17 protein-coding genes and 1 riboswitch are annotated in these 16,376 nt (G+C 65.5%); of the genes, 11 read left to right on the top strand and 6 right to left on the bottom strand.

Annotation, left to right across the window (positions count from 1 at the left end; translation table 11 throughout):
• The first annotated feature begins 58 nt into the window (after positions 1–58).
• From ruvC to ACZ0BA_RS18300, 7 genes are all read left to right on the top strand, one after another.
• Positions 59–619 carry a crossover junction endodeoxyribonuclease RuvC gene (gene ruvC, locus ACZ0BA_RS18330; RefSeq protein ID WP_315212374.1) on the top strand — a complete coding sequence of 187 codons (561 nt, stop codon included), beginning with the start codon at positions 59–61 and terminating at the stop codon, positions 617–619.
• A 28-nt stretch (positions 620–647) separates the two neighbouring features.
• On the top strand, positions 648–1,226 hold the full coding sequence (gene ruvA, locus ACZ0BA_RS18325) for a Holliday junction branch migration protein RuvA (protein ID WP_363503419.1): 579 nt from the start codon (positions 648–650) through the stop codon (positions 1,224–1,226).
• Positions 1,227–1,294: 68 nt separating this feature from the next.
• On the top strand, positions 1,295–1,588 hold the full coding sequence (locus tag ACZ0BA_RS18320; RefSeq protein WP_463452645.1) for a hypothetical protein: 294 nt from the start codon (positions 1,295–1,297) through the stop codon (positions 1,586–1,588).
• Positions 1,576–1,878: a hypothetical protein gene (locus ACZ0BA_RS18315; RefSeq protein ID WP_463452644.1), complete on the top strand. Its 303-nt coding sequence runs from the start codon at positions 1,576–1,578 to the stop codon at positions 1,876–1,878. The genes ACZ0BA_RS18320 and ACZ0BA_RS18315 overlap by 13 nt, the downstream gene beginning before the upstream one ends.
• The gene (gene ruvB, locus ACZ0BA_RS18310) at positions 1,875–2,930 is read left to right on the top strand and encodes a Holliday junction branch migration DNA helicase RuvB (protein WP_463452643.1); all 1,056 of its coding nucleotides are present in this window, start codon (positions 1,875–1,877) and stop codon (positions 2,928–2,930) included. Before ACZ0BA_RS18315 ends, ruvB begins: the two co-directional genes overlap by 4 nt.
• Positions 2,930–3,394 carry a YaiI/YqxD family protein gene (locus ACZ0BA_RS18305; protein WP_463452642.1) on the top strand — a complete coding sequence of 155 codons (465 nt, stop codon included), beginning with the start codon at positions 2,930–2,932 and terminating at the stop codon, positions 3,392–3,394. Before ruvB ends, ACZ0BA_RS18305 begins: the two co-directional genes overlap by 1 nt.
• A 60-nt stretch (positions 3,395–3,454) precedes the next feature.
• Positions 3,455–3,619: a hypothetical protein gene (locus tag ACZ0BA_RS18300; RefSeq protein WP_463452641.1), complete on the top strand. Its 165-nt coding sequence runs from the start codon at positions 3,455–3,457 to the stop codon at positions 3,617–3,619.
• Between the two features lie 40 nt (positions 3,620–3,659).
• On the opposite strand, the gene ACZ0BA_RS18295 is transcribed toward ACZ0BA_RS18300, so the two are convergent.
• Positions 3,660–4,046 (bottom strand): YbaN family protein, encoded by a 387-nt coding sequence (locus tag ACZ0BA_RS18295; RefSeq protein ID WP_463452640.1) that lies wholly within the window; start codon positions 4,044–4,046, stop codon positions 3,660–3,662.
• Between the two features lie 115 nt (positions 4,047–4,161).
• Between ACZ0BA_RS18295 and ACZ0BA_RS18290 the strand changes: the two genes are divergently transcribed.
• On the top strand, positions 4,162–4,932 hold the full coding sequence (locus ACZ0BA_RS18290; protein ID WP_463452639.1) for a ThuA domain-containing protein: 771 nt from the start codon (positions 4,162–4,164) through the stop codon (positions 4,930–4,932).
• 6 nt (positions 4,933–4,938) lie between these two features.
• Here ACZ0BA_RS18290 and ACZ0BA_RS18285 read toward each other — a convergent pair whose 3' ends face one another.
• Positions 4,939–5,658: a PEP-CTERM sorting domain-containing protein gene (locus tag ACZ0BA_RS18285; RefSeq protein WP_463452638.1), complete on the bottom strand. Its 720-nt coding sequence runs from the start codon at positions 5,656–5,658 to the stop codon at positions 4,939–4,941.
• 113 nt (positions 5,659–5,771) lie between these two features.
• The gene (locus tag ACZ0BA_RS18280) at positions 5,772–6,215 is read right to left on the bottom strand and encodes a DUF2147 domain-containing protein (RefSeq protein WP_463452637.1); all 444 of its coding nucleotides are present in this window, start codon (positions 6,213–6,215) and stop codon (positions 5,772–5,774) included.
• 111 nt (positions 6,216–6,326) lie between these two features.
• Here ACZ0BA_RS18280 and ACZ0BA_RS18275 point away from each other — a divergent pair, with 111 nt between their 5' ends.
• From ACZ0BA_RS18275 to ACZ0BA_RS18265, 3 genes are read left to right on the top strand one after another with little or no spacing between them, the layout of a single operon-like run.
• On the top strand, positions 6,327–6,953 hold the full coding sequence (locus tag ACZ0BA_RS18275) for a helix-turn-helix transcriptional regulator (protein WP_463452636.1): 627 nt from the start codon (positions 6,327–6,329) through the stop codon (positions 6,951–6,953).
• Positions 6,943–7,941, top strand: a complete 999-nt coding sequence (locus tag ACZ0BA_RS18270) for an ornithine cyclodeaminase family protein (protein ID WP_463452635.1) — start codon at positions 6,943–6,945, stop codon at positions 7,939–7,941. Before ACZ0BA_RS18275 ends, ACZ0BA_RS18270 begins: the two co-directional genes overlap by 11 nt.
• Positions 7,942–7,956: 15 nt before the next feature.
• Positions 7,957–8,922: a threo-3-hydroxy-L-aspartate ammonia-lyase gene (locus ACZ0BA_RS18265; RefSeq protein WP_463452634.1), complete on the top strand. Its 966-nt coding sequence runs from the start codon at positions 7,957–7,959 to the stop codon at positions 8,920–8,922.
• Positions 8,923–8,954: 32 nt separating this feature from the next.
• On the opposite strand, the gene ACZ0BA_RS18260 is transcribed toward ACZ0BA_RS18265, so the two are convergent.
• From ACZ0BA_RS18260 to ACZ0BA_RS18250, 3 genes are all read right to left on the bottom strand, one after another.
• Positions 8,955–9,515 carry a hypothetical protein gene (locus tag ACZ0BA_RS18260; protein WP_463452633.1) on the bottom strand — a complete coding sequence of 187 codons (561 nt, stop codon included), beginning with the start codon at positions 9,513–9,515 and terminating at the stop codon, positions 8,955–8,957.
• Positions 9,516–9,904: 389 nt separating this feature from the next.
• The gene (locus ACZ0BA_RS18255; RefSeq protein WP_463452632.1) at positions 9,905–12,712 is read right to left on the bottom strand and encodes a valine--tRNA ligase; all 2,808 of its coding nucleotides are present in this window, start codon (positions 12,710–12,712) and stop codon (positions 9,905–9,907) included.
• A 100-nt stretch (positions 12,713–12,812) separates the two neighbouring features.
• Positions 12,813–15,953: a diguanylate cyclase domain-containing protein gene (locus ACZ0BA_RS18250; protein ID WP_463452631.1), complete on the bottom strand. Its 3,141-nt coding sequence runs from the start codon at positions 15,951–15,953 to the stop codon at positions 12,813–12,815.
• A 219-nt stretch (positions 15,954–16,172) separates the two neighbouring features.
• A riboswitch (TPP riboswitch) is annotated at positions 16,173–16,287 on the top strand.
• Positions 16,288–16,376 lie beyond the last annotated feature (89 nt).

Genomic DNA, 16,376 nt, shown 5'->3' with positions numbered 1-16,376 from the left:
GTGCGATAAAAGCGCCCGCTACCTTGCGGGCGCTTTCTTTACTGCATACAATCCAGCAATGATAATTCTCGGCATCGACCCCGGCTTGCGCACGACCGGCTTTGGCGTTATTCGCAAGCAGGGCGCGAAGCTGTACTATGTTGCCTCGGGCACCATCAAAAGCGGCGAGGGCGGCCTGCCGGCGCGCTTGAAGGTGATCCTCGACGGCGTGGCCGAGGTCGCCCGCATCTACCAGCCCGAATGCGCGGCCATCGAGCAGGTGTTTGTCAACGTCAATCCGCAGTCGACTTTGCTGCTGGGGCAGGCGCGCGGCGCGGCCATTTGCGCGCTGGTGTCGGCCGAACTCAGTGTGGCCGAGTATTCGCCGACGCAGGTCAAGCAGGCGGTCGTCGGCACCGGCCGCGCCGTCAAGGCGCAGGTGCAGGACATGGTGGCGCGGCTGCTGTCCTTGCCCGGCCTGCCCGGCACCGATGCCGCCGACGCGCTCGGCATCGCCATCTGTCACGCCCACAGCCGCGAGACCTTGACCCTGATCGCCGGCGCCGGCAAGGGCACCAGCACCGCCAAGAGCGGGCCGCTGGCCGGCCTGCGCATGAAGAACGGCCGCCTGGTCGGCTAACTCCCCTAATTAAGAAGGCTACAACACGATGATCGGTCGTCTCTCCGGTATTTTGCTTGAAAAAAATCCGCCGCAACTGCTGGTCGAGTGCGCCGGTGTCGGCTACGAAGTTGATGTGCCGATGAGCACGTTCTACAACCTGCCGCATGTCGGCGAAAAGGTGGTGCTGTTCACGCACCAGGCGATCCGCGAGGACGCGCATTTGCTGTTCGGCTTTGGCAACGCCGAGGAGCGCGCCGTGTTCCGCCAGCTGATCAAGATCAGCGGCGTGGGCGCGCGCACCGCGCTGTCTATCCTGTCCGGCATGTCGATTTCCGACCTGGCGCAGGCGGTGACGTTGCAGGAATCGGGGCGCCTGATCAAGGTGCCCGGCATCGGCAAGAAAACCGCCGAGCGCTTGCTGCTGGAACTGAAGGGCAAGCTGGGCGCGGACATCGGCGCCGGCGGCGGCCACGCGGTGCCCGATTCGCAGTCCGATATCCTCAACGCGCTGCTGGCGCTGGGCTACTCGGACAAGGAGGCGCTGCTTGCGCTCAAGACCGTGCCGGCCGGCAGCGGCGTCTCGGACGGCATCAAGCAAGCATTGAAGGCGCTGTCCAAAGGCTGATTCGCCTCAAACGAAGCGCCGGTGCCGCCGCCTATGATTGAAGGTCGAGCAAAGCGGAGGCGCCGATCATGGACCAGCCCGTTAGATTTCCCTGGGACGACTTTCCGGACATCCTGATTCACGCCTTGGCCAGGTTTCTTGCCATTACCTTGCACTGGCCCTACGACCATACAGTGGTGCAGGCCAACAAGGTTAGTCATACTGGCGCCAACGGGTTCGATCGGCTTCGACGCCTAGCGATTTTCAGCGGTGTTGTCGGAACTGGCCTAAACTACCTGATGGTCGACGACTTCATTGGTCAGGGAGGCACTCTGACCAACTTGAGAGCTCTTCGGGCTAAGGAGGAAACATGGAAACATTGAAGACTGGTGGCGCCAGCGCTTTGGCTACGGATTCGAGTGCCTCACCGCTTCAGAGGCCAGATATCTCAGGCGAACTCCAGCGAGCGAAACAATCCTTACTCGCTTGGAAGGAGTTGCTAGCTGAAGGCAAGGTAGAATCGTTGGTTGTTAAGCTTGCTCCGCCATTGGACCCCGGCACGCCTGCGCGAATGCTCACGCCGCAAGAGCTTGACCAATTGCGAGCATCCAAAAAAGCGATTGGCGATTACGTCGAGCGCATATTAAAGACACCACCACTGAAGAACGAATGAGCATCCAGACCGACAGCTTCACCGAACAGCGCATCATCGACGCGGCGCCGTCGTCGCCCAACGAGGAGGCGATCGAACGGGCATTGCGCCCCAAGCATCTCGATGAATATGTCGGGCAGGCCAAGATCCGCGACCAGCTGGAAATCTTCATCGCCGCCGCGCGCAACCGCAAGGAGGCGCTCGACCATACCTTGCTGTTCGGACCGCCGGGCCTGGGCAAGACCACCTTGGCCAACATCATCGCGCGCGAGATGGGCGTGAACCTGCGCCAGACGTCCGGCCCGGTGCTCGAGCGCCCGGGCGACCTGGCCGCCATCCTGACCAACCTGGAAGCGAACGACGTGCTGTTCATCGACGAGATCCACCGGCTGTCGCCGGTGGTCGAGGAGATCCTGTATCCGGCGCTGGAGGACTACCAGATCGACATCATGATCGGCGAGGGGCCGGCCGCGCGCTCGGTCAAGCTCGACCTGCAACCGTTCACCCTGGTCGGCGCCACCACCCGCGCCGGCATGCTGACCAATCCGCTGCGCGACCGCTTCGGCATCGTTGCCCGCCTCGAGTTCTATAACACCGAGGAATTGACCAAGATCGTTACCCGCAGCGCCGCGCTGCTCAAGGCCAATATCGCGCCGGACGGTGCCGTCGAGATCGCCCGCCGCGCGCGCGGCACGCCGCGCATCGCCAACCGCCTGCTGCGCCGCGTGCGCGACTACGCCGAGGTCAAGGCCGACGGCGACATCACCAAGACCGTGGCCGACGCCGCGCTGGTCATGCTCGATGTCGACACGGTCGGCTTCGACGTCATGGACCGCAAGCTGCTCGAGGCGGTGCTGTACAAATTCGGCGGCGGCCCGGTCGGCATCGGCAACCTGGCGGCGGCCATCGGCGAGGCGGCCGACACCATCGAGGACGTGCTGGAACCTTATCTGATCCAGCAGGGCTTCCTGCAGCGCACGCCGCGCGGACGGGTCGCCACGCCGGCCGCCTACAAGCACTTCGGCGTGACGCCGCCGCGCACCAATCCCAACGGCGAACTGTGGGACCTGTGATGCAGATCTGGGTTGACGCCGACGCCTGTCCGGCGGTCATCAAGGACATCCTGTACCGCGTGGCCGAGCGCATGCAGATGCAGGTCACCCTGGTGGCCAACCAGCTGCTGCGGGTGCCGCCGTCGCGCTTTGTGCGCTCGGTGCAGGTGCCGTCCGGCGCCGACGTGGCCGACCAGGAAATCGTGCGCCTGCTGGCGCCGGGCGACCTGGTCGTCACCGGCGACATCCCGCTGGCGTCGGACGTTCTCAAGAAGGGCGGCTATGCGCTCAATCCGCGCGGCGAGTTCTACACCAACGACAACATCGCGCAGATGCTCAGCATGCGCGCCTTCATGGACGAATTGCGCGGCAGCGGCGTCGACACCGGCGGCCCGGCCGCCTTCAACCAGGGCGACCGGCAGAATTTCGCCAACAGCCTCGACCGGCACTTGCGCAAATACGCCACGCCGCCGGCGTCGCCGTAACGCCGGATCAGCGGGGCGCGGCTTGTCCTCAACGCGTTCGCCGGCAAGGGCTCCGGCGTCATGAGCATAGAGCGACTGGTCGAACGCATGGAGCGCGACGAGTTCGACCTGATCGCGGTGGGCCGGGCGCTGCTCAGCGATCCGGAATGGGCCGCCAAGATCGAGGGCAGCAACACCGGGGTCCTGAAAAGTTTCGACGCGGTGGCGCTCGCCGAGCTCGTTTAAGCGTCGACAGAGGGCGGTGGCGCATGGCCGCTGCCGCCTGCTAAGGTTCGCGCGCGGTGGCGGCCGGCGTCGGCATCGTCGGCACGAAGCGTGTCAGATAGATGGTCACGCAGAACCCGATGAGCACGATCGACACCCGCGCGTACAACGGCTCGGTGCGCCAGATCGAGTAGCCCATCGAGCCCCACATAAAGAGCAGTATCCAGATTTTCCCCCGCAACGGGATGCCGTGGCCGTTCTCATAGTTGCGCAGATACTTTCCGAACACGCGATTGGTCTGCAACCAGTGGTGCAGGCGCGTCGAGCCGCGCGCGAAGCAGGCCGAGGCCAGCAGCAGGAACGGCGTGGTCGGCAGCAGCGGCAGGAAGATGCCCAGCACGCCGAGCGCCACCGCCACGCATCCGATCAGATTCAATACTATTTTCATCGAATGTGCATTGCTTGCTGGATTGCAAGCGTGACGAGAATCGTATCACCACTTCCATGAAAAAGTGTATATTGAACCGCCTGTAATGATAGCGCTAACTATACGGAGACGACACATGAGAAAAATCATATTGGCCTGTATGGCCGTGGCTGGATTGTTGCTGTGGGCGAGCGGCGCGCGCGCCGACGACCAATACAAAATCCTGGTGCTGGCCATGCCGGGAAAATACCACTACGAATACATTCCGATCGCCCGCGAAAGCCTGGAAAAGCAGGCCAAGCTGCACGCGTTCGAGCTGGTGTACACGCACCGGCCGGAGGTGTTCGACGGCGACCTGAGCCAGTATGCGATGGTGATGTTCCTTAATACCCCGGGTGAGGAGCTCAGCGAGCCGCGCCGCAGGAAGTTCGAGGACTACATGCGCAACGGCGGCAACGCCATGCTGGTGCACCGCGCGCTGATCATTCCGCCCAATACCTGGCCGTGGTTCGAGAGGTTGATCGGCCGCCGGGTCGGCAACCATCCGATGCTGCAGACCGGCGTGGCGGAGGTGGTCGACAAGACATTCCCGGCGACCTTCGGGCTGCCGGCGCGCTGGATCTGGAGCGACGAGTGGTACGTGTTCGACAACCCGTACAACATCAAGATCAACCCGGTGCTCAACGTCGACGAGAGCACCTACGACCCGACCAAGATCTGGCCGGGGCAGGTGTCAAAAGGGATGGGCAAGGACCACCCGGTGGCATGGTACCACCAGGTGGAAAAGGGCCGCGTGTTCGTCACCTCGCTGGGGCACAACGGCGAGATGTACAAGGACCCGCAATACCTGTCGCACCTGATGGGCGGCATCTATTGGACCGCCACCGGCAGGGGTGCCCAGCAGTGACGGGTCTTAGTTGCCCGATTTACCGGACTTGCGGGAGCGGCGGCCGCGCCAACCGATCAGCACCATGCCGGCCATCAGCATCGCGTAGGTTTGCGGTTCCGGCACCGCCGCCGCAGGCGTCAGCGCGGTGATCGTGCTGTCGATGCGGACGTAGCCTCCCGTGGGCAGGAAGTAATACAACTCATAGCCGGCGTAGTTGAAGCTGGACAGGCTCAGTGCCGTCGGCACGCCGCCGTGGTCAAATGCCGTGCCGCTGAAGTCATACAGGGAAATGTTGCTGTTGAAACTGCCAAAGTCAGGCGCCATCATCGTGGTGGACAGCGCCAAAATATCGCCGCCGGAGAACGTCGTCGCATCGTTGGCAATTTGCAGCAGATTCGTTTCATAGATCACCTCTTGCGGCCGGCTGAACACGGTTGGCGCGGTGATGTTGGTTGTGTTGTTGAGATCGTTGTATAACAGGTAAGTGCCGCTGGCCTGCGGCGCCGGCTGATAGATCGCGTTCAGTCCCATGGCGGTATCGTAGCTGAACGAGCCGTGGATCGCCTGTCCCACCGACACCGTCATCCCGGTTAACGTGCTCAGGTCCCGGAGGGTGGACGTATAAGCCGGTGGCAACGATTCTTCGATAGAAGCGACCGTTGCCGTGAAGTTGTAGGTGACAACGGCGGCATGCGCCGAACCCAGCATCGCGAACCCGGCGAGCAGTCCAATTATCTTTTTCATGTAAACCCCTAGTTTTATTTTAAAAGGGGCTTAGTAGAACACCAATGAAAAAATGTGTCAATTGGTCAATGAACTTGTCCGGGTGGTAATGCTGGTCCGGCGCTAGCGCCGGCTCATTCCTGGCGCACCCACACCTGCGAGCGGCCCAGCATCGGCATGCCGATGTAGCCGCGCAAGTTGAGTTTCTTGCCGGCGTCGGTCAGGTGCATCTTGGCCTTGTAGACCTTGCCGTTTTTCGGGTCGACGATCTCGCCGCCGTTGAATTCCTCGCCATCCTTTTTCAGCCCCGACAGGATCACCATGCCGACGATCGGCTGGTCCTTGCGCGCGCCCTCGCATTTGTCGCATTTCGGGTTCTGGTCTTCGTTCGGCTCGCGGTACAGCTTCTCGATCTGGCCCTGGAACGCGCCGTCGTTTTCGGTGATGCGGATCAGCGCCTTCGGCTTGCCGGTCTCGTCGTCGATGTTCTTCCACAGGCCGACCGGCGTGTCGGCGGCAAAGGAGAAGGCGGGGGCGATCGACAGCAGCGCGGCAGCGGCAAATGCGGCAAGTTTCATGGTGGTCTCCAAGGGGTTATTTTTTGTCAGACGAGTGTAGCAAATAAATGACCGGTCGTACTATTTTCTATCGAATTACACAAATTATCTAAAACAAGATAATATGTGCAGATGAAAAAAACACCCGAACAGCAAAACCTGCTGGCGCAGATGAAGCAGGTCGCCGACGGCCTGGGCCAAACGCTGGCGCCGTTTTGCGAGGTCGTGCTGCACGACCTGCTCGACCCGGAGCACGCCATCCTTGCCATCCACAACAACCTGTCGGGCCGCAGCGTCGGCGCGCCGGCCACCGAGCTGGGACTGGCGCGCGCCGCCAATCCGGACTTCGCGCAGGTGATCGCCAACTACCCGAACACCTTCGCCGACGGCCGGCTGGCCAAGAGTACCTCGATCGGCATCAAGGACAGCGAGGGGCGCTATATCGCGGCGCTGTGCATGAATGTGGACCTGACCGTGTTCCGCAGCCTGAACAGCCTGCTGACGCAGTTCGGCAGCGTCAATACCGCCGCCGGCTTCAGCGAGACGCTGGAGCCGGCCGGCGCCGACGCCATCCGCGCACGGATCGACCAGTTCGCGGCGCGGCTGGCGACCACGCCGCGCGCGCTCAAGGCCGACGAGCGCAAGGCGCTGATGCGCGAATTGAAGGAATCAGGATTGAGCGATGTCCGGCGCGCGATGGAAGTCGTCGCCGCGTATTTGAACGTCTCACGCGCCACGGTGTACAACGATGCCAGATAACGCAAGCCTCCTCTTATTGGACCGCGACCAGGCCGGCGCGTTGCTGCGGGCGGACGACGTGCTGGCGGCCGTGCGCGAAGCCTTCCTGCTGCACGCCAGCGGCGCCGGCAAGATCTTCCCGCTGGTGCGCGAGGCGCTGCCGGCCGGCGTGTTCGGCATCAAGTCCGGCGGCGTGCCGGAGCGCGAACTGCTCGGCATGAAGGCGGCCGGCTTCTGGCCCGGCAACCGCGCGCAAGGCGCCGACGGCCATCAGGCGACGATCATGCTGTTCGACCCGGCCACGGGGCGGCCGCAATGCGTCATCGACGGCAACGCCGTCACCACCACGCGCACGGCGGCGGCCGGCGCGCTGGGACTGCTGGCGTTGGCCCGTCCCGACAGCGAGAGCTTGTGCGTGTTCGGCACCGGCTTGCAGGGCGTGGCGCATACCGATTACGCGCTGCGCGTGATGCCGGGCATACGGCGTGTGCGCTATCTGACCTCCGACGGGCGGCGCGATGCACAATTCGAAGCGCTGTTCGCCGCGCGTTGCGACGTCGGCGCCGGCGCCAGCGCCGATGCCGCCGTCGCCGAAAGCGATATCGTCATCACCGCGACGCGCGGCGCCGGTCCGCTGTTTTCCGCAAGCGCGGTCAGGCCGGGCACGCACCTGAACTGCGTCGGCAGCGACACGCGCGGCAAGCGCGAACTGCCGGAAGGCTTGCTGGCGGTGGCCGGCGTCTGGGCCGACGACTTGCATCAGGCGCGCGCCATCGGCGAGCTGCAATGGGCGGGCGAGATGGTGGGCGAGATGGTGGGCAAGACGGCGCCAGGGGAGCTGGGCGCGCTGCTGGCCGGGCGCACGCTGGGACGCGACGCCATCGCCGCCGGCGCCATCACCATTTTCGATATGACGGGCATCGCCCTGCAGGATCTGACAGTGGCGCGCATGCTGTATCAGCGCGCTTTGGAAAACGGCAGCGGGACCAGCATCGTCTGGCCCTGGTAATCACAAAGGAACAAGATGAGCGAATACCTTCCAACCTATGCCGACGTCGTCGCCGCGTCGGAACGCATCGCCGGCCACGCGCACCGCACGCCGGTGTTGACCTCGCGCACGGCCGACGCCGAACTGGGCGCCCACGTCTTCTTCAAGGCGGAGAACTTGCAGCGCATGGGCGCATTCAAATTCCGCGGCAGCTACAACGCGCTGGCGAAGTTCGACGCCCAGCAGCGCCGCGCCGGCGTGGTGGCTTTCTCGTCCGGTAACCACGCGCAGGGCATAGCGCTGTCGGCGCAGTTGCTGGGCATTCCCGCCACCATCGTCATGCCGCACGACGCGCCGCCGTCGAAGATCGCCGCCACGCGCGGCTACGGGGCGCAAGTGGTGCTCTATGACCGCTATACGGAGGACCGCGAGCAGATCGGCCGCGACCTGGCGGCCAGGCATGGGCTGACGTTGATTCCGCCATACGATCACGCCGACGTGATCGCGGGGCAGGGCACGGCGGCCAAGGAGTTGTTCGAGGACGTGGGCGAGCTGGATTATCTGTTTGTCTGCCTTGGCGGTGGCGGTTTGCTCAGTGGCTCGGCGTTGGCGACGCGGGCGCTGTCGCCGAGGACGAAGCTATTTGGCGTGGAGCCGGAGGCCGGCAACGATGGCCAGCAATCGTTCCGCAGCGGCGCCATCGTGCACATCGACACGCCGAAGACGATCGCCGATGGCGCGCAGACGCAGCATCTGGGCCAACTTACGTTCCCGATCATCAAACGCGATGTGGACGATATTTTGACGGTGAGCGACGAGCAGCTGCGCGCCGAGATGCGCTTCTTCGCGGCGCGGATGAAGATCGTGGTGGAGCCGACCGGCTGCCTGGGGCTCGCCGCCGCGCGGGCGATGAAGGATCAGCTGCAGGGTAAGCGGGTGGGCGTCATCATCAGCGGCGGCAACGTCGATATCGAGCGCTACGCCGCGTTGCTGTCGCAATAATAATCGCGTTACCGCGTTACCGCGTTACCGCGTTAATTTGCGCGGTTGTTTTTCTTGGTGCGGCGCTTATGGCGGCGCGCGCGTTTTCCAGCGGCGTGCCCGCGCTGGGCGCGATCGTCTTCGTCGCCCCCCAGCAAGCGTTTGATGGATGCCTTCCGCGCGGCCCGACAGACATCGGCGAGCAGCCACTCATCGCTGCCCGGCAGGCGCAGCCAAATCGCTTTCCACGCGTTGCGGTTACCGCTGCCGTGTAGATTTGCAAAGCAGGACGGCGACACGGCTTGCTCTTCATATGTGATTTCCGCGCCCTCCACGCTGGCGAAATACGGCTGGCTGCCGAAATTAGCACGCAGTTTGGTCCCCTCGGGCAAAAAAACCTCCTTCCATTGGTAGCCCGGCTCGCATCGCGGCTTGGATAGCGCCGTCGGCAGCGGCTGAGGCTGGGATTGGACCGGCTGGGGGGCGATGTAGCTCCGAATCGCTTTGCAAATGTGGGGTTCCAGCGCTAGAGAGTCCGACCAGAAAAGGCCGGTGAATGCGCCTAATTCTTCAAGCAGTTCGCTCGGCACGCGAATGGGGAAGTGGAGAGACATGATGGTGGGGCTCCCGAAAAGGCGGCTTTTACTAGACATTACTAATCGCAGCTCATTTGTTCTAAAGCGCGCTAATACTTACTAAAAATTCCGTAGTGAACGCTAATCCACACTATTCTTGTAGCGCTTATATTCTTTAGAGGCAGTTAGTAGTATTTAGTTCAGAATTAGTACGCACCCGCGCGAAATAGCGCGTTCTCTCGTGATTTAGTAAGCGTTAGTACGTTTTAGTAAAACGCGCAAAAATGGGAGGGCATCCCTCTCCTGCTCATTGCGCCGGGTGAGATCCAGCGCGTCGCCTGCGCTCGCCGTCGGCGGCTCGCGGCGTGAAAAAAGCCGCGCGGCTTGCACCGGGCGGCTTTCTTGATTTGCTGCGGAGGGCTACGTCATCACGCCGCTGGCAGCTTGGCGAACTGCTCGCGCATCTTGTCCAGCGTTGCCGAGAAGTTGGCCACGCGTTCCTTCTCCTGCGCTACCACTTCGGCCGGCGCGCGGGCGACGAAGCTTTCGTTCGACAGCTTGCCGTTGGCCTTGTTGATCTCGCCCTCGACGCGCGCGATCTCCTTGGACAAGCGCTCACGCTCGGCCTTGACGTCGATCTCCACCTTCAGCATCAACTTGGTGGTGCCAACGATCGATACGGCCGCCGGCGATTCCGGCAGGGCGTCGACGATCTGCACTTCCGACAGTTTGCCCAGCGACTGGATGTAAGGCGCATAACCTTCCATCGCCGCCTTGTCGGCCGCGTTGCCGGCTTCAACGATCAGCGGCACGCGCAACGACGGCGCCAGCTGCATTTCGCCGCGCAGGTTGCGGGTGGCGTCGGTCAGCGTCTTGAGTTGCTGCATCCACGCCTCGGCCGCCTCGTCGATGTTGGCGGTGTTGGCGATCGGGTAGGGCTGCGTCATGATGGACTGGCCACCGTCCGCCGTCGCTTTGCCGGCCAGCGGCGCAACCGCCTGCCACAGCGCCTCGGTGACGAACGGAATCACCGGATGCGCCAGGCGCAGCACCACTTCCAGCACGCGCAGCAGGGTGTGGCGGGTGGCGCGCTGCTGGCCTTCGGTGCCGGTTTGCACCTGCACCTTGGCCACTTCCAGATACCAGTCGCAGTACTCGTCCCAGACGAACTTGTAGATGGTCGAGGCGATATTGTCGAAGCGGTAGTCGGCAAAGCCCTTGGCCACGTCCAGCTCGGCCTTTTGCAGCAGCGAGATGATCCACTTGTCGGCGTTGGACAGGTCGGCAACGCTGGCGCTGCAATCCTTCTCTTCCGTGTTCATCAGCACGAAGCGGGTGGCGTTCCACAGCTTGTTGCAGAAGTTGCGGTAGCCTTCGGCGCGGCCGAGGTCGAAGTTGATGTTGCGGCCCAGCGAGGCGTACGACGCCATCGTGAAGCGCACCGCGTCGGTGCCGTAGGCGGCGATACCGTCGGGGAATTCCTTGCGCGTGGCCTTGGCGATCTTTTCGGCCGCCTTCGGATTCATCAGCCCCGTGGTGCGTTTTTCCACCAGCGCGTCGATGCCGATGCCGTCGATCAGGTCGATCGGGTCGAGCGTGTTGCCCTTCGATTTGGACATCTTCTGGCCCTGCGAGTCGCGCACCAGGCCGTGCACGTACACGGTCTCGAACGGCACCTTGCCGGTGAAGTGCAGGGTGAACATTACCATGCGCGCGACCCAGAAGAAGATGATGTCAAAGCCGGTCACCAGCACCGACGACGGCAGGAAGGCTTTCAGGTCCGGCGTTTCCTCGGGCCAGCCGAGGGTAGAGAACGGCACCAGCGCCGACGAGAACCACGTGTCGAGCACATCGTTGTCGCGGCGCAGCGGACCGCTGCTGCCGGCCGCCTGCTGCTTGATCTGCGCCTCGGCCTCGGTCTTGGCGACAAAGATGTTGCCGGCCTCGTCGTACCAGGCCGGGATCTGGTGGCCCCACCACAGCTGGCGCGAGATGCACCAGTCCTGGATGTTGTTGAGCCACTGGTTGTAAGTGGTGCTCCAGTTTTCCGGCACGAACTTGATGTCGCCGCTGGCGACCTTCTCCAGCGCGACCTCGGCGATCGATTTGCCCGGGAAAAAAGTGCCTTCCGGCGCCGGCTGGCTCATGGCCACAAACCACTGGTCGGTCAGCATCGGTTCGATGATGACGCCGGTGCGGTCGCCGCGCGGCACCATCAGCTTGTGCGGCTTGACCTGTTCGAGCAGGCCCTGCGTGTCGAGGTCGGCGACGATCTGCTTGCGCGCGACAAAGCGGTCCATGCCGCGATACGCCTCGGGCGCCTCGTCGTTGATCTTCGCTTCCAGGGTCATGATCGACAGCATCGGCAGCTTGTGGCGCTGGCCCACCGCGTAGTCGTTCAAGTCGTGCGCCGGCGTGATCTTGACGCAGCCGGTGCCGAAGGCCTTGTCGACGTATTCGTCGGCGATGATGGGGATTTCGCGGCCGACCAGCGGCAGCACCAGCATCTTGCCCACCAGCGCCTGATAGCGCTCGTCGGTCGGATCGACCGCCACGGCGACGTCGCCAAGCATGGTTTCAGGACGGGTGGTGGCCACCGTCAGCGAACCGCTGCCGTCGGCCAGCGGGTACTTGATGTACCACATCGAGCCGTCTTCCTCTTCGGACACCACTTCGAGGTCGGAGACGGCCGTGCCCAGCACCGGGTCCCAGTTGACCAGGCGCTTGCCGCGGTAGATCAGGCCCTGTTCGTGCAGGCGCACGAAGACGTCGGTGACGACCTTCGAACGCGTCTCGTCCATCGTGAAGTATTCGCGCTGCCAGTCCGGCGACGCGCCCAGCCGGCGCATCTGGCCGGTGATGGTGGAACCGGATTTCTCCTTCCACTCCCAGACCTTCTTGACGAACGCTTCGCGGCCGAGGTCGTGGCGCGAGATCTTTTGCGCGTCCAGCTGGCGCTCGACGACGATCTGCGTGGCGATGCCGGCGTGGTCGGTGCCGGGGATCCAGGCGGTGTTGTGGCCCAGCATGCGGTGGTAGCGGGTCAGGCCGTCCATGATGGTCTGGTTGAAGGCATGGCCCATGTGCAGGGTGCCGGTCACGTTCGGCGGCGGCAGCTGGATGCTGAACGACGGTTTGCCGGCGTCGAGGGTGGCGGTGTAGTAACCGCGCTGTTCCCACTCGGTGCGCCAGAATTGTTCAATGTCGGCAGGCTCGAAAGACTTGGCTAATTCCATGATTTGGCTGATGTATTGAAGTAAACGCGGTCGCGAAAACAGCCATTATAGATGACGCGACGGCGGACGCGGACGGCGCCGCCGCGGGCATGTCAAAAAATCACTCCTCGCCGGCCAGGCGCCAGGCGTTGCGGCCGGCCGCCTTGGCCCGGTACAGCGCGACGTCGGCGCGCTTGTAGAGCTCCTCGTGGGCGCCGGCCTGGCCCTCCTGCCCGTCCTTGCCCTCCTTGCCATCGTGGACGGCGGCGCCGACGCTGGCGCTGATGCACATCGTGGCCGCGCCGTGCGGCAGCGGCTGCGCCAGGTTCTCGAGGATGCGCTGGCACACCGGTTCGAGCGTGGCGCGCTCGGTGGTCTGGCCCAGCAGCACGGCAAACTCGTCGCCGCCCAGGCGGAACGGCCGGTCGGTTTCGCGCACGGCCGCCCGCAGGCGCGCGGCGGCGGCCACCAGCAGCGCGTCGCCGGCGTCGTGCCCGAGGGTGTCGTTGATCTGCTTGAAGTGGTCGAGGTCGATCAGCAGCAGGGTGAAACCGGGGCCGCCGCGCGCCGCCTGCGCCACCAGGTGGCGCAGCTCGTCGTTGAACAGGCGCCGGTTCGCCAGCCCGGTCAGCGGGTCGCCGTAGGCCAGCTGCTCGAGCTGCGACTGCGTCGCGCGCAGCTCGGCGGTGCGGGCGTCGACCATCGCCACCAGCTCGCGCTGGCGGCGCCGCAGCAGGGCCGTGCGCGCCTGCACCAGCGCGGCCAGCAGCGCCAGCGCCAGCACGCCGGCGCCGGCGCGCGCGAGCGGGCGCTGGTGCCACGCCGGCAGCACCCTGACCGGCACCTCGAGCGGCGCCGACCACTCGCCGTTGCGGTTCGAGCCGCGCAGCTGCAGCACGTAGTCGCCCGGCGGCAGGTTGGTGTAGCCGGCCCGGCGCGACGTGGCGTCGGCCTTGATCCAGTCCTGGTCGAAGCCGGCGAGCCGGTAGGCGTAGCGGTTGCGCTCGGGCGCCGAGTAGTCCAGCGCGGCGAACTCGAGCGAGAAGCCGCGCCCGCGCCCCTGCGGCGTGACCGTGATCGGCGCGGCCCGGGCGCCGGCGCCGCCGGCGCCGCCAGCGCCGCCATTGTAGCGGCCGACCGGCATTTCGCGGTCGTCGACCAGCAGGCGGGTGGCCACCACGGGCGGGCGGTAGTGCCACGGGCTCAGGCGCTCCGGGCGCAGCACCGTCACGCCCGACAGGCCGCCGAACACCAGCTCGTCGGCGCCCGTGCGCACGCCCGAGGCGGTCCAGTAGGTGGGCACGTGGACGCCGTCGGCCGCGCCGAAGGTGCGGATCGCGTAGCTGACCGGATCGATGCGCGCCAGATTGGCGTCGGTGCTGGCCCAGATGGCGCCGGCGGCGTCCGCGAGCAGCATGTTGGCGCCGCTGTCCTCGAGGCCGTTGGCGTTGCCGAGCCGCCGGAAGCGGCGCCGGCCGTCGGCGTCGGTGCGCTCGAGGATCACCACGCCGGTGCCGAACTGCGACAGCCACAGGCGCCCGCGGCGGTCCAGCAGCATCGACGACACATAGCCGGGCGCCATGCGATCGGCCTCGGCCAGCACCGTCGGCACCAGCTCGACGCCGCCGTCGTCGCCGACCCGCGCCAGGCCGACGCGGGTGCCGACCCAGATGCCGCCGACGGCCGGCAACAGGTAGGTCACGCGCGGGTCGCCCAGGCGCTGCTGTTCGTGGCGGCGCAGCACCCATCGCCCGTCGGCGGCGCCCGAGAACGCCCACAGGCCCTCGGTGCCGCCCAGCCACAGTACGTCGCCGACCAGCGCCAGCGCCCACACCGCCGCGTCAAGGCGGCGCTGCGGCATGGCCAGCCGGCGCACGTTGCCGCCATCGGCGTCGGCCTGGTACAGGCCCTGCTCGGTGCCGAGGTAGACGGTGCCGCCGCGCCCCAGGGTCATCGTCAGCACGCGGCCGGTCGGCAGCGCGCCCGGCGTGCCGGCCGGCGCCGGCGTCAGGTGGGCCATGACGCCTTGTTGCGGATCGACGATGTCGACGCCGCCGCCGACCACGCCTAGCCACAGCCGCCCGTCCGGGTGGGCCAGCATGCTGGGCACGCTCAATTTGTTGGCGCCGCCGCCGACGTTGCCGATGTTGCCGGTGGTCCGGATCGTCGTCACCGCGCGCGGCAGCGGATCGTGCTGGCTCAACGCGCCCATGGTGCCGACGAAAATGATGCCGCTGCGCTCGCGGAACAGCGCCATGACGTCGTTTTCGTACAGGCTGTCGGGGGTGTCGGGCTGGTGGCGGATGCGGCGCGTGGTCCCCAGCAGCGGATCGACCGCCACGATGCCGCCGTTGACGCCGTCCGTGCCCAGCCAGACCTCGCCCAGCGCCGCCTCGACGATGGCGGTGACGCGCTCGCGCGCCAGGGTCGGCGCCGGCCCGCCCTCGCGCACGGCGCGCGCGGCGGCGCTGCCCGGCTCGATGACGAAGGCGCCGTGGTTGCGGGTGCCGATCCAGATCCGGCCCGAGCTGTCCTGCAGCAGCGCGCTGATGTTGGCGCCGCCGTCGCGCCCTTCGAGCGGCACGTCCAGCGGCGCCGGCGCGCCCGGCGCCAGTTTCAATAAACCGTCCGGCGTGCCGATCCACAAGGCGCCGCCGCGCTCGCGCAGCAGCGCGCCGACCGCGCGCGCCGGCAAGGCGATGGCGCCCGGCGCGCCGCCGCGGATAACGACGTCGCGCGCGTCGATATGATCGAGGCCGCCGCCGGTGCCGACCCACACGCCGCCGGCGCCGTCGTCGGCCAGCGCGGTGACCTGGGCGTTGCCCAGGCCGGACGGGCCGTGCGCGAAGCGGCTGAAGGTTTCCTGCTCGGCGTTGTAGCGCGCCAGGCCGCCCGAGCTGGTGCCGGCCCACAGCCGGCCGGCGCTGTCGACGAGCAGGCTGGTGATGTAATTGTCGGGCAGGGCGTCGCTGCGCAGCGGGTCGGCGAAAAATTTGCGCGGGCGGTGGCCGTCCCAGCGCACCAGTCCGGTCTGGGTGCCGACCCACACGAAACCGCTGCGGTCCTGCGCGAAGCTGACGCCGGCGCCGGTGTCGGCGTACGGTTGGTGCTTGAACGCCGTGTGGGTCAGCGCGGCCCAGCGGTCCGGCTCGGCGGCGAGCGCGCGCGCCGGCGCCAGCAGCCAGCACAATATCAGCGCCGGCACCGCCGCCAGCGCCAGCCACCGCAGCCACGGCCCGCATCGACCCCGGCGCGCCGGCATGGCATGGTCAGGCGGCGCGACAATAGCGCAATGAAAGTTGCATTTTGGCATAAATCGACTATACATCAGCCGAACTCAACCACGGCCACCAGCGCCATCGGGAGGCGTCCGGGCGTCGGATTTTCGCCACGCGCCGGCTGGTGCGTTTTGTGGTTTGTTCGCCGATCTGGCCGTTTTTATCATGTTGGCTCTGTTATAATCGTCCCGCTGCCGCAAGGCGGCACACGCTAGGGGTCCTGCGCGTCGTCATGCAATGCATGCGATGCGCGGGTGAGAAATACCCTCCGAACCTGATCTGGATAATGCCAGCGAAGGGAAGCTTAGGACAACGCCGCAATCCCACGATGCCATCGATTCCATCGATTCCATCGATTTTTCGGGCGCGGCGCCGTCCAACCTCCTTTGCTGGCTCCTGTAGCCCAC

The sequence above is a fragment of the Duganella sp. AC917 genome, assembly GCF_979258245.1.
This window is presented reverse-complemented; position numbering and strand designations above follow the sequence as displayed.

Bases quoted from the DNA above. Each gene is read 5' to 3' on its own strand.
- ACZ0BA_RS18255 (WP_463452632.1), bottom strand. From the start codon at position 12,712: ATGGAATTAGCCAAGTCTTTCGAGCCTGCCGACATTGAACAATTCTGG.
- ruvB (WP_463452643.1), top strand. From the start codon at position 1,875: ATGAGCATCCAGACCGACAGCTTCACCGAACAGCGCATCATCGACGCG.
- ruvA (WP_363503419.1), top strand. From the start codon at position 648: ATGATCGGTCGTCTCTCCGGTATTTTGCTTGAAAAAAATCCGCCGCAA.
- ACZ0BA_RS18280 (WP_463452637.1), bottom strand. From the start codon at position 6,215: ATGAAACTTGCCGCATTTGCCGCTGCCGCGCTGCTGTCGATCGCCCCC.
- ACZ0BA_RS18320 (WP_463452645.1), top strand. From the start codon at position 1,295: ATGGACCAGCCCGTTAGATTTCCCTGGGACGACTTTCCGGACATCCTG.
- ACZ0BA_RS18250 (WP_463452631.1), bottom strand. From the start codon at position 15,953: ATGCCGGCGCGCCGGGGTCGATGCGGGCCGTGGCTGCGGTGGCTGGCG.
- ACZ0BA_RS18265 (WP_463452634.1), top strand. From the start codon at position 7,957: ATGAGCGAATACCTTCCAACCTATGCCGACGTCGTCGCCGCGTCGGAA.
- ACZ0BA_RS18290 (WP_463452639.1), top strand. From the start codon at position 4,162: ATGAGAAAAATCATATTGGCCTGTATGGCCGTGGCTGGATTGTTGCTG.
- ruvC (WP_315212374.1), top strand. From the start codon at position 59: ATGATAATTCTCGGCATCGACCCCGGCTTGCGCACGACCGGCTTTGGC.
- ACZ0BA_RS18295 (WP_463452640.1), bottom strand. From the start codon at position 4,046: ATGAAAATAGTATTGAATCTGATCGGATGCGTGGCGGTGGCGCTCGGC.
- ACZ0BA_RS18260 (WP_463452633.1), bottom strand. From the start codon at position 9,515: ATGTCTCTCCACTTCCCCATTCGCGTGCCGAGCGAACTGCTTGAAGAA.
- ACZ0BA_RS18285 (WP_463452638.1), bottom strand. From the start codon at position 5,658: ATGAAAAAGATAATTGGACTGCTCGCCGGGTTCGCGATGCTGGGTTCG.
- ACZ0BA_RS18275 (WP_463452636.1), top strand. From the start codon at position 6,327: ATGAAAAAAACACCCGAACAGCAAAACCTGCTGGCGCAGATGAAGCAG.
- ACZ0BA_RS18305 (WP_463452642.1), top strand. From the start codon at position 2,930: ATGCAGATCTGGGTTGACGCCGACGCCTGTCCGGCGGTCATCAAGGAC.
- ACZ0BA_RS18315 (WP_463452644.1), top strand. From the start codon at position 1,576: ATGGAAACATTGAAGACTGGTGGCGCCAGCGCTTTGGCTACGGATTCG.
- ACZ0BA_RS18270 (WP_463452635.1), top strand. From the start codon at position 6,943: ATGCCAGATAACGCAAGCCTCCTCTTATTGGACCGCGACCAGGCCGGC.
- ACZ0BA_RS18300 (WP_463452641.1), top strand. From the start codon at position 3,455: ATGAGCATAGAGCGACTGGTCGAACGCATGGAGCGCGACGAGTTCGAC.